The 13,060-nt window shown below is 65.8% G+C and carries 12 protein-coding genes; 3 read left to right on the top strand and 9 right to left on the bottom strand.

Annotated elements, in window-relative coordinates; translation table 11 throughout:
• Positions 1 to 4: 4 nt before the first annotated feature.
• Together CMASS_RS00500 and CMASS_RS00495 are read right to left on the bottom strand one after the other, a co-directional pair.
• Entirely contained in the window at positions 5 to 784 is a 780-nt protein-coding gene (locus tag CMASS_RS00500) for an alpha/beta hydrolase family protein (protein WP_022863184.1), read from the bottom strand.
• 11 nt (positions 785 to 795) lie between these two features.
• The gene (locus CMASS_RS00495) at positions 796 to 2,733 is read right to left on the bottom strand and encodes a M13 family metallopeptidase (RefSeq protein WP_027018701.1); all 1,938 of its coding nucleotides are present in this window, start codon (positions 2,731 to 2,733) and stop codon (positions 796 to 798) included.
• A gap of 59 nt (positions 2,734 to 2,792) precedes the next feature.
• Between CMASS_RS00495 and CMASS_RS00490 the strand changes: the two genes are divergently transcribed.
• Positions 2,793 to 3,560, top strand: coding sequence for an amidohydrolase family protein (locus CMASS_RS00490; RefSeq protein ID WP_033399598.1), 768 nt, complete (start codon positions 2,793 to 2,795; stop codon positions 3,558 to 3,560).
• Here CMASS_RS00490 and CMASS_RS00485 read toward each other — a convergent pair.
• The 5 genes from CMASS_RS00485 to betA form a co-directional block, all read right to left on the bottom strand.
• Complete coding sequence (locus CMASS_RS00485; protein WP_027018699.1) at positions 3,557 to 4,327, bottom strand: VOC family protein; 771 nt, start codon at positions 4,325 to 4,327, stop codon at positions 3,557 to 3,559. The two genes, CMASS_RS00490 and CMASS_RS00485, sit on opposite strands and share 4 nt — an antisense overlap.
• A complete protein-coding gene (locus CMASS_RS00480; RefSeq protein WP_022863182.1) occupies positions 4,327 to 4,620 on the bottom strand; it encodes an RNA-binding S4 domain-containing protein in 294 nt (97 codons plus the stop codon). Before CMASS_RS00480 ends, CMASS_RS00485 begins: the two co-directional genes overlap by 1 nt.
• Before the next feature lie 32 nt (positions 4,621 to 4,652).
• Entirely contained in the window at positions 4,653 to 4,982 is a 330-nt protein-coding gene (locus tag CMASS_RS00475; protein WP_022863181.1) for a YbjQ family protein, read from the bottom strand.
• 55 nt (positions 4,983 to 5,037) lie between these two features.
• Positions 5,038 to 5,706 (bottom strand): LysE family translocator, encoded by a 669-nt coding sequence (locus CMASS_RS00470; RefSeq protein ID WP_022863180.1) that lies wholly within the window; start codon positions 5,704 to 5,706, stop codon positions 5,038 to 5,040.
• A 179-nt stretch (positions 5,707 to 5,885) separates the two neighbouring features.
• Entirely contained in the window at positions 5,886 to 7,658 is a 1,773-nt protein-coding gene (betA, locus tag CMASS_RS00465; RefSeq protein WP_033399612.1) for a choline dehydrogenase, read from the bottom strand.
• Positions 7,659 to 7,875: 217 nt separating this feature from the next.
• On the opposite strand from betA, the gene betT reads away from it, so the two are divergent.
• Positions 7,876 to 9,993, top strand: a complete 2,118-nt coding sequence (gene betT, locus CMASS_RS00460; RefSeq protein WP_022863178.1) for a choline BCCT transporter BetT — start codon at positions 7,876 to 7,878, stop codon at positions 9,991 to 9,993.
• A 37-nt stretch (positions 9,994 to 10,030) separates the two neighbouring features.
• A complete protein-coding gene (locus CMASS_RS00455; RefSeq protein WP_027018697.1) occupies positions 10,031 to 11,614 on the top strand; it encodes an aldehyde dehydrogenase family protein in 1,584 nt (527 codons plus the stop codon).
• 9 nt (positions 11,615 to 11,623) lie between these two features.
• On the opposite strand, the gene CMASS_RS00450 is transcribed toward CMASS_RS00455, so the two are convergent.
• Both CMASS_RS00450 and CMASS_RS00445 read right to left on the bottom strand, forming a co-directional pair.
• Positions 11,624 to 12,370 carry an SDR family NAD(P)-dependent oxidoreductase gene (locus CMASS_RS00450; RefSeq protein ID WP_022863176.1) on the bottom strand — a complete coding sequence of 249 codons (747 nt, stop codon included), beginning with the start codon at positions 12,368 to 12,370 and terminating at the stop codon, positions 11,624 to 11,626.
• A 15-nt stretch (positions 12,371 to 12,385) separates the two neighbouring features.
• Complete coding sequence (locus CMASS_RS00445) at positions 12,386 to 13,060, bottom strand: alpha-ketoglutarate-dependent dioxygenase AlkB family protein (protein WP_022863175.1); 675 nt, start codon at positions 13,058 to 13,060, stop codon at positions 12,386 to 12,388.

Raw genomic sequence — 13,060 nt, 5'->3', positions numbered from 1 at the left:
GGTACTAGTCGCGCGGGTGCTCCTGCCAGTTCCCTATTGAAACCAATTTTCTAGAAACGTCGACGATGCGCTGGCGCGCCACCTCCGGGGTGGAGACGAAGCGCCGGGAGACGTACTCGCGGACGTCATTAGCTGTGATGGTGCACGAATCCTCTTCGCTCGCGACCTGGATAAACACCGGCAGATCGTCGGGCAGGGTTTCGCCGGGGAGGTCAGGGAAGGTGAGCACGAGGGCATCGCTATCCGCGGCGCACTGGACGGCAAGGGCGGCCCCGGCGGCGTATCCCCACAGCACGACGGTCTGCGCGCCCGCGTCCCGCGCATAGGCGATGGCGCGGCGGACCGCCTCCCGCCGATCGGGTGCGAGCGAGTAGTCCACGTCGAGCGCGACCACGCCCGCCAGGTTCGCCACCGCCGCGACCTCGGGGCGCCACTGCATCTCCACGGGTGCGCCGTCACCCCGCCACGCGTCGCCGGGGTGCAGGGAGATGACCCAGGTGGTGCTCTCGCCGGCCGCGCTACCCGTGAACCGGGTTGCATTCAGCTCGGGCACGCTGGCGGACTCGACGCCCTCGGTGTAGGCCACCCCGGGCATCGAGTGATCGACCGCGCTGCCGAGCAGCAGCATGGACGCGTGCGTGATGCGATCCGGCAGCTTGGCGTAGTAGTTATCCGCCGGCTCTTTCTCGTAGTGCGCGTCGAGGTAGGAGCAGAGCTCGGCAAGCTGCTGCTGTTGCGTCAGCCCCTGTTCGTTTCCGCCAATGGTCCACTGCGTGTCGGTCATCTACCCCTCGCCTACCAGATGGTCACGCGCTTATCCGGCGCGAGGTACATCAGGGAGTCTTCCGGCACGTCGAACGCGTGGTAGAACTCCGCGACGTTCGCCGCGATCTGGTTGCAGCGGAACTCGGCCGGCGAGTGCGGGTCGATGGCCAGGTACTGCTGCGCCATCTCTGGGCGGATGGCGGTGCGCCACACGCGGGCCCAGGACAAGAAGAGGCGCTGGATGCCGGAGTACTCGGTGCCGTAGAGATCCGGATCGGCGTCCGCGACCTCGAACTCCGCCTTCGCTTCGTCGATGTCGATGCCCTTGTCGCGGCAGTAGTTCTCGTAGGCCACCACGGCGATGCCCAGACCGCCCAGGTCGCCGATGTTTTCGCCCAGGGTGAACTCGCCGTTGACGCCGGAGGTCTCCACGCCGTTTTCCTTCAGCACGGTCGGGATGAGTCCGTCGAACTGGCCGACCAGCTCGCCGGTCAGCTTGTCAAAGGCTGCGCGGTCCTCGTCCGTCCACCAGGACTGCAGGTTGCCGTGGCCGTCGTACTGCGAGCCCTGGTCGTCGAAGCCGTGGCCGATCTCGTGGCCGATGACCGAGCCAATAGCGCCGAAGTTCTCCGCCGCGTCGGCCTCCGGGTTGTAAAACGGCGGACGCAGGATGGCCGCCGGGAAGGTGATGTCGTTGACCACCGGGTTGTAGAAGGCGTTGACGGTCTGCGGGGTGGTGACCCATTCATCGCGATCCGCAGGCTTGCCGATCTTGGCCACCTCGTAGTCGTGGGCGAACGCCGCGCCCTTGCGTGCGTTGTCCACCAGATCCGCGCCCTTTTCAGAAAACTCCAGGCCGGAGTAGTCGCGCCAGGTGTCCGGGTAACCGATCTTCGCCTTAAACTGCGAGAGCTTCTCCAGCGCGCGTTCGCGGGTCTTCTCGGTCATCCAGCCGAGCGTGCTGATGCGCTCGCGGTAGGCGGCGATGAGGTAGTCGACCAGCTCGAGCATCTCCTCCTTGGACGACGCCGGGAAGTGGCGGTCGACGAAGATCTTGCCGATCTCCTGGCCCACCATCGCCTCGGTGAGCCCCACGCCGCGCTTCCAGCGGTCGCGCTGCTCGGTCGCGCCGGACAGGCGGGTGCCGTAGAACTCGAAGTTCTTCTTGCCCACCTGCTCCGCCAGCAGCCCGGCGCGGGTGCGCAGGACGCGCCAGGTGGCCCAGAGTTTCCAGTCGTCCAGGCGGTCATCGTCAAGCAACTGCGCCAGGTGGTCCTGGAAGGACGGCATCATGTTGACCACGCGGTGCTCCGGCAGACCGGCGGCGCGCAGGATGGTCTGGGTGACGGCGGGCAGCTCGGCAAACTCGGTCGGGTTGTAGGTCTTGACCGCGTCGCGGGTGGACACGACGTCCCAGTGACCTGCGGCGATCTCCTTTTCCAGTGCGACGATGCGCGCGGCCGCGTCCTCGCCGCTCAGGCCATTCAGGCGGGCCGGGTCGAGGAAGCCAAGCATCTCCACCACGTGCTCCTCGTACGCGGCGAGGGTGTCGGCGTGCTCGTCGGCGCGGTAATACGCCTCGTCCGGCAGCCCCAGTCCCGACTGGATGAGGTAGGCCACCGCCTCCTCGGAGCCGGAGTCCTTTTCCACCCAGAAGGCCACGGGCGCGCCGACGCCGTCGCGCTCGAACTGGCCCAGGACATGGGCGAACTCATCGAGGTTGGTGGCGGATGCAATTCGGTCGAGCTCGCCGTCGATCGGCTCGAGGCCGCGCTCGTTGACGCCCTCGGTGTCCATGAAGGAGGCGAAAAGGGTACCCGCGCGGCCGGTGTCCTCCTCGACGATGGAGTGGACGAACTCCTCGGCCTCATCGCGCAGGGCGTGGAACGTTCCGTCCACGCCGCGGTCATCGGGAATAGTGTGGCTTTTCAGCCAGGGTCCGTTAACGAAGTGGTACAGGTCGTTCAAGTGAGTCATACTGCACCAGCATAAGGGTTTGGGCCCCGGCAACTGGCAGAATTGAGCCCATGCTTTTCGATGCCCACCTCCACATCATCGATCCCGCCTTCCCGCTGCAGGAAAATAACGGCTTTCTGCCCGATCCTTTTACGGTGGCGGACTACCAGGAGCGCGTGCGCGATCTGGGCGTGCGCGGCGGCGCTGTCGTGTCCGGCTCCTTCCAGGGCTTCGACCAGACCTATCTGGCCGACGCGTTGCAGCGCCTAGGCCGCGGGTTCGTGGGCGTGACCCAGCTGCCCGCCGACACCCCGGACGAGGACATTCGCGAGCTTGCCGATGCCGGCGTGCGCGCCGTCCGCTTCAACCTCAAGCGCGGCGGTTCCGCGGGGTTGGAGGACCTGGATCACTTCGCCCGCCGCGTGTTCGAGGTGGCCGGGTGGCATACGGAGCTCTACATCGACACCCGCACGGTGGCGGCGGACGCGGCGTTGCAGCGGACCATCGCGAAGCTCCCGGCGGTGAGCATCGACCACCTCGGCATGCACGCCGACGGCCTGCCGGCGTTGTGCGAGCTTGTCGCGGCCGGCGTGCGCGTCAAGGCGACCGGCTTTGGGCGCGTCGACCTCGATCCGGCACGCGCGATAAAGGAGATCCTGCGCGTGAACCCGGCGGCGCTGATGGTGGGGACGGATGTGCCATCGACACGCGCCGCGCGGCCGTTTAGGGACGCCGACCTGGACCTTATCCGGCAGACCGTCGGTGAGGCGGCGGGTGATTCCGCGGTAGAGGACGTCTTCTGGAACAACGCGGCGCGTTGGTACCGGGTGGCCGACTAAAGCTGATCGCCCTCGCGCGGCTCCTCCTCCGGCGGCTTGGGCACCTCCGCCAGCGTCACCACCGCGCCGTTCGGATCGGCGACGGCGCACAGGCGGCCGAAGGGCGATTCCTCCGGGCCGCGCACAACGGTTCCACCCAGCTCGGGCACGCGGGCGGCCACGGCATCGATGTCTTCGACCCCGAGGTAGGTCTGCCACAGGCTGGCGGTGTCCTCATGGGCGAGCGCCACCGCGTTCCACAAGCCGGCGAACGCCGCCCCCTCTTCTTCCGCCACGGCGTATTCGTCGCTGACCTGCATGTCCCAGCTGAATAGGTGGGCGTAGAAGTCCACGACCTTCCGGAAGTCACGGGTGACGGCGAGCTCGTGCCAGACCGCGCACCCGGGCTCGCCGCCGGCGACGAAGTGCTCGCCCGCGGGAGGCTGGATGAGGCCGAACATGCCGCCCGCCGGGTCGCAGGCCACCGCCATCTCCCCGTGCTCCACCGAGCGCGGCGGGGCCATAACCTTCCCGCCGAGTGACTCGACCCGCTGGAGATCTTGGTCTAGATCGCGGGAGAGGAAGTAGGTCACCCACGTGTCGCTGTCTTGCGGGATGAACCCGCCGACGGGCAGGCCGTGGAGCCGGCCCATGCGGTAGGCGTCAGTTTCGGTGGCGGAGACCTCCCAGCCGAGCACCTCGGCGTAAAAGGCGGCGGACTTCTCCGCGTCGGACGTCATGAGGTCGACCCAGTAGGGCATCCCGGCTTCTGCGAGAAAGGCGGGCATTAGAGGTTCCTCCACTTCTCCGGATCGAAGTCGTCGTCCGCGGTGGCCTCGTCGAAGTAGTCGTCGTCCGCGTCGTCTTCCGCCACGCGCAGGGCCACCTCGTCGCCGAGGGTGACCACGTCACCCGGGCGGAGGGTCGCGCCGCGGCGCGTTTCTACCTCGCCGTTGACGCGCAAGTCGCCGGAGGCAATGCTCTCTTTCGCTTCCCCGCCGGTGGCGACGACGTTCGCCACCTTGAGAAACTGCCCCAGCTTGATGGACTCACCGGAAATAGGTACGTCTGCCTCGTTCATGCCCGCAAGTGTACTGCCGGCATGCGCCACCTCTAGTTCTTGGGCCGCAGCTTCACCGCGGTGCCGGTGCAGGAGACGAGCAGCATGTCATTGCTGGTGCCCATCGGACTGTAGTCGACCGCGATGCCGACCACGGCGTCGGCGCCGATCTCCTGGGCACGGTTCCACAGCTCGTTGAGCGCGGCCTCGCGGGCGCGCACCGCTTCTTCCTCGTAGCCGGCGGAGCGGCCGCCCACGATGTTGCGCAGGCCCGCGCCGAAGTCCTTCATGAAGTTGATGCCGGTGACCGTCTCACCCGCGACAACGCGCAGGTACTGCTCGATCTCGTAACCATCGACGGTATTTGTGGTGGTGAAAATCATGCGGCTGAGTCTAGCCCGCGCGCAAGACGGCGGGCGTCCTCCCGCGGGATGATTTCTAGCCCAGCACCGCGCCGATGCCGCGGATCATGATGACGATGCCGAGCACGCCGAAGACCGCGGCAGTCACGGCGTCCACCGCCGTGCTGTGGCGCATCAGCCACTTGGAAATGACGCGGATGAGCAGCGCGTAAGTGACGAAGATGGCGGTGCTGACCGCGAGCATCGCCGCCGCGACGAGCATGGTCCACCACACGCCCATGTCGGGCGTGATGAACTGGGAGAAGATCGCGCCGAAGAAGATGACCACCTTCGGGTTGGACAGGTTCGTGGTCAACCCGGTGCGGAAGGATTCCTTCTTCGTGATGATCTGGAACGGCTCACCGGGGTGGCGCGAAACGCCGTCGCTTGTCTCCGTGGTGGTCGCGCGCTTGCGGCGGCTCTTCCAGATGCTGTGGGCCTGGCTGTAGCCCATGAAAATCAGGTAGGCGCCGCCGAACAGCTGCAGGAACCCGAGCACCGACGGGTGGTGAGTGATGAGGGCGGACAAGCCGGCCAACGACGCCGTCAACCAGAACACCAGGCCCGACACCGAACCCAGGGCGCACCAGAGGCCCGCGCGAGTAGAACGCATACCGAGCCGCACCACCTGCGCGAGATCCGGCCCCGGTACAGCGACGGCAGCGGCCCAGATTCCCACCAGGGTTAAAAGACTGGCTATCGACACGTCTCATCCTCCTCTCACAACACACTTTCGCCTTCAATGGCACTAACGAACGCGAATACTAACGGCCCCCTTGCGTAGGGGCAACTGCCTTCCCAAAAGGGACTGTGCGAGCCCCACACGCAAAGAACCCGCCTCCTGCCGTCGCAGCTGAAGGCGGGCTGTTTTCGGGGCGGTTTTACCTAGTGATCCGCGCCTTCGATGGCGTGCACGTGGTCACGAACCTTCTCGCCTTCCGCGTACTTCGGCATGCCCTCGCCTGCCTTGTACCACGGTGCGTAGTTGGGCTCGAGCGGCGTGCGGCCGGCAATGAGATCCGCGGCCTTCTCGCCGACCATCATCGTCGGTGCGTAGATATTGCCGTTCGGAACCGACGGGAAGACGCCGGCATCCGCGATGTAGAGGTTTTCCAGCCCCCACACGCGCATGGACTCGGGGTCGACCACAGCCATCTCGTCGTCCTCGGTGCCCATCTTGGTCGTGCACGACGGGTGCAGAGCGGTCTCGCCGTCGTTGCGTACCCACTCGAGGATTTCCTCGTCGCTCTGCACGTCGGTGCCGGGGCTGAACTCGCGGGCGCCGATCTCGCGCATTGCCTCGGTGTCGAGCAGTTGACGCGCGGTGCGCACGGCCTCGACCCACTCGCGGCGATCCTGATCCGTGCGCAGGTAGTTGAAGAGGATCTCCGGCTTTTCGTGGATGTCCGCGCTCTTGATGCGCACGTGGCCGCGCGTATCGGAGAACATCGGGCCCACGTGCCACTGGAAGCCGTGCTTGACGTCGGCCTTCTGACCGTCGTAGCGCACCGCCATCGGCAGGAAGTGGAACATGAGGTTCGGGTACGGCTCGTTTTCGTTGGAGCGCACGAATCCGCCGCCCTCGAAGTGGGAGGTGGCCACCGGGCCGCGCTTGGTGGCCAGCCACTTCAGGCCCATGAACGGCCAGCGCCACTTGTCCAGGTACGGCTGGGACGAATCAGTGTTGTTCGTCAGCTCGTACTGGATGTAGACCTCGAGGTGGTCCTGCAGGTTCTCGCCCACGCCCGGCAGGTGGTGCACGACGTCGATGCCGTGCTTTTCCAGCAGCTCGCGGTCGCCCACGCCGGAGACCTGCAGCAGCTGCGGCGTATTGATTGCGCCGGCGGACAGCACGATCTTGTCCGCGTATACGCGGCGGGTCTCGCCGTCCTTTTCGTATTCCACGCCGACGGCCTTCTTGCCGTCGAAGATCACCTTGGTGGTGAACGCGTGCAGGCGGACATCGAGGTTCTTGCGTTGCAAGTTCGGGTGCAGGTACGCACGCGCGGCGGACCAGCGCTTGCCGTGGCGGATGTTGCGGTCGAACGGCGCGAAGCCTTCCTGGCGGTAGCCGTTGACATCGTTAGTCAGGTCAAAACCGGCCTGCTGGACGGACTTGAACAGGGCTTGGAACAGCGAGCTCGTCGCCGGGCCGCGGGAGAGGTACAGCGGTCCGTCGTGGCCACGCCGCGGATCGTCCGGCTCGGCGGCAGCGGCGGTTTCCATCTTGTTGAAGTACGGCAGGCAGTGGGCGTAGTCCCAGTGCTCCATGCCCGGGTTGTCGGCCCACTTCTCGTAGTCCATGGGGTTGCCGCGCTGGAAAATCATGCCGTTGATGGAGGAGGAACCACCGAGCAGCTTGCCGCGCGCGTGGTAGATGCGGCGGCCGTTCATCTCCGGCTCCGGCTCAGACTCGTACATCCAGTCGTAGTTCTTCGCCCCAATGGGGAAAGAGAACGCTGACGGCATGTGCACGAAAAGATCCCACAGCGAATCCTCGCGGCCAGCCTCGAGGACAACAACTCGGGTATCAGGGTTCTCGGTCAGACGGGAGGCGATGACCGCGCCTGCGGAACCGCCACCCACTACAACGACGTCGGATACTTCATCGGTCGCCGCGGACTTCGAGCCGCGGCCAAAGAACTTCTTCGCTTCGATCAAGTTGTCATCCCTCCTGTTTGAGCACCGCTTGCCTCGGAGAAGCGTTTTACAGTCTAGGCACCGTATCTAGTGGGTGCCACCATGCTCAACCCCAGGATGCAGTAACGTCGGGGCGGAACACTCACTTCCCTATTGCTCTGTGTGAGCAGCTTGTCAGGCCGCTTCACAAACAACCTTTGAAGGAGTCTGTGTGAAAGAAGATAGAGAGCCCACAATGCGGGCGCTTGTCGGAAGCTACCGGGCTGAAACCGGTAAAGACGTCGGGGCCGACCAGGTGCCGACCCCGAAAACGAACTGGCCGGTATTCATCATCTCCGGTGTCCTCATCCTGGCGATGGCCGCCTACGCCGGCCTCGCCCCCAACAACGCCGCCGAGGTGCTCGGAAACACTACCGCGTGGATCGGTTCCAACCTCGGCTGGTTCTACGTGCTCACGGCCACCATCACGGTGGTTTTCGTGCTTGCGGTTGCGTTTTCCAAGGCTGGGCGAATCCGCCTGGGCCCCGACCACTCGCGGCCGAAGTTCAACACGTTTTCCTGGGCCTCGATGCTGTTTGCCGCCGGCATCGGCGTTGATCTTATGTTCTTCGCCGTCGCCGAGCCGGTGACGATGTACTTCAACCCGCCCACGGGCGATGGTGAAGATATGCAGGCGGCCAAGGACGCCGTCGTGTTCGCCATGTTCCACTACGGCTTGACCGGCTGGTCCATCTACGCGCTGATGGGCATGGCCTTCGGCTATTTCGCCTACCGCCTCAACATGCCGCTGGCGATCCGCTCGGCGCTGTACCCGCTGATCGGCAAGCGCATCCACGGCCCCATCGGCGACGGCGTGGACGTCGCCGCGATGTTGGGCACAGTCTTCGGCGTTACCGCCTCGCTGGGCATCGGCGTGGTGCAGCTGTCCTACGGCATCCACCTCATCTTCGACGTCGAGCAGGGCTTCGGCCTGCAGGCGGCGCTCATCGTCATCGCCATCACCGTGGCCACGCTGTCCGCCGTGTCGGGCGTGGACAAGGGCATTCGCTTCCTCTCCGAGCTCAACGTCTACCTAGCCATCGCCCTGATGGTGTACATCGTCGCGGTGGGAAAGACCTCCTTCCTCTTCGACGCCATCGTGATGAATATCGGTGACTACATCTCCAGCTTCCCGTCCTGGACGATGGACACCTACGCATTCAGCCCGGATCCCGCCGCCACCGCCGAGTGGATGCAGGGTTGGACCCTCTTCTTCTGGGCGTGGTGGATCGCGTGGGGCACCTTCGTGGGCCTCTTCCTCGCCCGCATTTCCCGCGGGCGCACGTTGCGCCAGTTCATCTTCGGCACGCTGACCTTCCCGTTCCTCTTCATCCTGATGTGGATGTCGTTCTTCGGAAACACGGCACTCGATCTCGTCCGGGACGGCCAGCACGAAGAGTTCGCGAAAAACACCATCGAGACCCCGGAGCAGGGCTTTTACGATCTGCTCTCCGAGTTCCCGCTGTCCGGCATCATCATCTTCGTCACCACGCTCGTCGGCCTGCTGCTTTACATCACGTCCGCCGATTCGGGCGCGCTGGTGATGTCCAACTTCACCTCGCGCATCACCGACAGCCGCCAGGACGGCAGCCGCTGGCTCCGCATCTTCTGGTCGGTCACCGTCGGGCTGCTCACCTTGGCGCTGCTGCAGCTGGACGGCATCGAGACCGTGCAGTCCGCAACCGTGGTCATGGGCCTGCCGTTCGCTTTCGTGATTTACCTGGTCATGTTCTCGCTGACGAAGTCCCTGCGGCTGGAGTCGGTGCAAAGTGAGGCGCGCACCACCACCCTGCACAGCGTCATTTCCGGGCGTACCGATGCCCACGATTCCTCGGATCAGTGGAAGGAGCGGTTGAACCGCGCCAACGCGTTCCCGACGGGCGCGGAGGTCAATAACTACACCGACACGGTCGCCTCCCCCGCGCTGGAAAAGGTCGCGCACGAGCTGCGGGATCGCGGCTACCAGGCCACCCTGCTCACCTCCCCGCTGCCGGATCGGGATCTGCACGAGCTGGACCTGGAAATCGAGCTGGCCAACGACCGAAACTTCCGCTACCAGCTGTTCCCGGTCGAGACCGACCGGCCGGGCTGGATCCAGAACTCCTCCGATACGAAGCAGGGCCACTACCGGCTCGAGGTCTTCGACCACACCGGTTCGATGGGCTTTGACGTCTACGGCTACTCGGAAAACCAGCTCATCAACAATGTGCTCGACCTGTACGAGCGCCACCTGACCTTCATTCACTTGCAGGACGGCAAGACGGATCTGTCCGACAACGCCGAGCCCGAGAGGCTGTGGCGCGAAGACAATTAGAGTGTCCGGCAGACGCTATGTGAGAAAGGAGCGGTAAATGACTACCAGCTCAGCATTGTTCGACCCCGCACAGGTGGATCTCCTCGCCGGCGTGCACGGCGAAGGCGGTCCGAAGTCCCTTTTCATTGACGGCGAATGGAAGGCTGCCCGCAACGGTGAGACGCGCACCATCGTGTGCCCGGCCGACGGCAGCGTCGTGGCCGAGGTCTCCGAGGCATCCGAGGACGACACCGTCGACGCCATCAAGGCAGCGCGCCGCACCTTCGATGAGGGCGTGTGGTCCTCGGTCCCGGCCATCGAGCGCGGCAAGCTGCTCGTACGGGTGGCCGACGCGATCCGGGACAACAAGGATCTCTTCGCCGCCGCGGAGTCTGCGGACACCGGCAAGCGCTACGAGGAGTCCCAGGCGGACATGGACGACATCGCCGGCGCCTTCGACTACTTTGGCACCCTCGCCTCGCACCACGCGGGCCGCGTGGTGGACCCGGCGGACGAGAACATCCGGTCCCGCGTCGATGCCGAGCCGGTTGGTGTGTGCGGCCTGATTACGCCGTGGAACTACCCGCTGCTCCAGGTGTCCTGGAAGGTCGCCCCAGCCATCGCCGCGGGCAATAGCTTCGTACTCAAGCAGGCGGAGCTGACCCCGCACACCGCCATGATGTTGATGGCCGTGCTTCGCGATGCCGGGCTGCCCGCCGGCGTGGCCAACCTGATCACCGGAGCGGGCGCGAACTGCGGCAACCCGCTCTCGCAGCACCCCGACGTTGACATGGTCTCGTTCACCGGCGGCCTGGAGACGGGCAAGATCATCGCCAAGAATGCGGCGGAAACCGTCAAGCGCACCGCGCTGGAGCTGGGCGGCAAGAACCCGAACGTGATCTTCGCCGACTGCGATTTCGACACCGCCGTGGACAACGCCCTCAACGGCGCGTTCTTCCACTCCGGCCAGGTGTGCTCCGCCGGCTCACGCATCATCGTCGAGGAATCGCTCCACGACAAGTTCGTCGATGCCTTGGTCGAGCGCACCAACCGCATCAAGATCGGCGGGCCGAAGGACTCGAAGGCCGAGACCGGCCCGCTGATTTCGGAAGGCCAGCGCGACAAGGTGGCCAAGTACGTGGACCGCGCGCGCGAGCAGGGCGCGAAGATCCTCACCGGCGGCCGCGCCGCCACCGCGGAGGACACCCACGGGCAGCACGGCACCGGGGAGACCGATCTGGGTGCGGGCATCTACTACTTGCCGACCATCATCGACGGCGCCACCCAGGACATGGAGTGCGTCCACGACGAGGCTTTCGGCCCGGTGGTCACCGTCGAGACCTTCACCACCGAAGAAGACGCCATCCGCATCGGTAACGACACCATCTATGGTCTCGCCGGGGCCGTGTGGACCAACGATGCGGGCAAGGCCGAGCGCGTGGTGCGCGGCCTGCGCCACGGCACCATCTGGATCAACGATTTCCACCCGTACCTGCCGCAGGCCGAGTGGGGCGGTTACAAGCAATCCGGCAACGGCCGCGAGCTCGGCCCGACTGGCCTCGAGGAGTACCAGGAGCACAAGCACGTGTTCCGCAACCTGACCCCGACCAAGTGGGATCAGTTCGGGCTGCAGGAGGACTAGGCCTGCGGCTTAGACCTGGGTGCGCGGTTTGACGGTGAGCGTGTCGATGTTCACCCGGCTCGGCAGCCCCGCCACCCATCGGATGGTCTCGGCGACATCCTCGCCGGTGAGGTTGAGATTCCCGGCATACACCTCGGCGGCGCGGTCGGCGTCGCCGCGGAAGCGGTTCAAGGAGAACTCCTCCGTAGCCACGCGCCCGGGGTCGATCTCCGTCACGCGGATCTCCGGGTTCTCCTGGCGAAGCACCTTGGTCATCGCGCGCACGCCAAACTTCGCGGCGTTGTAGCCGGCGCCGCCCGGGTACGGGTCCCACGCGGCCACCGAGCCGACGTTGATAATGAGCCCGGAGTTATCCGGGGCCGCCTTGAGCGCCGGCAGCAATGCCTGGGTCATGTGGAGCGTACCCAGCACGTTCGTCTCGTACATCCACTGCCAATCGGCCGGGTCGGTCTCCGCGATGGGCTCCAGCCCGCGCGCTCCCCCGGCGTTGTTGAGCAGGAGATCGACGCGCGGGAGGGCGCGCGCCAGCTCCTCTACCGCCGCCCTGTCGGTCACATCCAGCTGCCACGCGACGATGCGGTCGGTGCCCGCGGCCAGCTCGTCCAGCCGGTCCGCCCGGCGCGCCGCTGCGACGACGGACCAGCCATCGGCAGCCAACGCGCGGGCCGCCGCCGCGCCGATGCCTGACGATGCCCCGGTGACCACAGCCACCTTGCCTTCAGCCAACTGCTCTAGGTGCTTTACGTCATTCGTCATACGCGCCATCGTAAGCTAGTGGTACACCTGCCGGAACGTAATGTTGATGCGGCCGGACTCCAGCCCACAGCCCGCGGGAAGCGTCTCCGGCCTAGTCGCGGGCACGCCGTGGAACGCCAGGCGCTTCGGCCCGCCGAAGACGATGAGGTCGCCAGAGCACAGCGTCACCTCGTCCCAGGGGCGGTTGCGGTTCTCGGTGTTCCCGATGCGGAAAAGGGCGTCGTCACCAATGGACAGCGAGACGACCGGCGCATTCGTCCGCTCGTAGGTGTCCTGGTGCATGCCCATCGTCGCCCCCGGCGGGTAGTAGTTCACCAGCGCCATGTCGGGATGGAAGGTATCCGCCCAGGGCGTGAGATCCGCTGACACGTCGGCGGCGGCGCGCAAAGCGTTGTGGGCAAGCTGCACCATGTCGTGCGGCAGCGGCGGGACCTCCACACCGTGTTTCACGTCCACGTAGCGGTAAGTCTCGTAGTCCCAGAAGTGCCCTAAGTGCAGCATGAACACGGACATCTGCCCGCTTTTTAAGCGCGGCCGCACCATCGCCATCGGCGTGCCGGCATACTGCCGCGCCGTCTCCCGGGCCCGCGTCACCAGGTCGCGCTGGGCCTCCACCGCGAGCCAGCCGGGCACGTGCGCGACGCCGGGGCACAGTTCGGCGGCGGGGCGCGGGAGGGCATCGAAAAGCAC

Origin of the sequence: Corynebacterium massiliense DSM 45435, from assembly GCF_028609805.1 — a bacterium.
Lineage (GTDB): Bacteria > Actinomycetota > Actinomycetes > Mycobacteriales > Mycobacteriaceae > Corynebacterium > Corynebacterium massiliense.
Note: the sequence above shows the minus strand (reverse complement) of the source record. Positions and strands in the feature narration are given on the sequence as shown.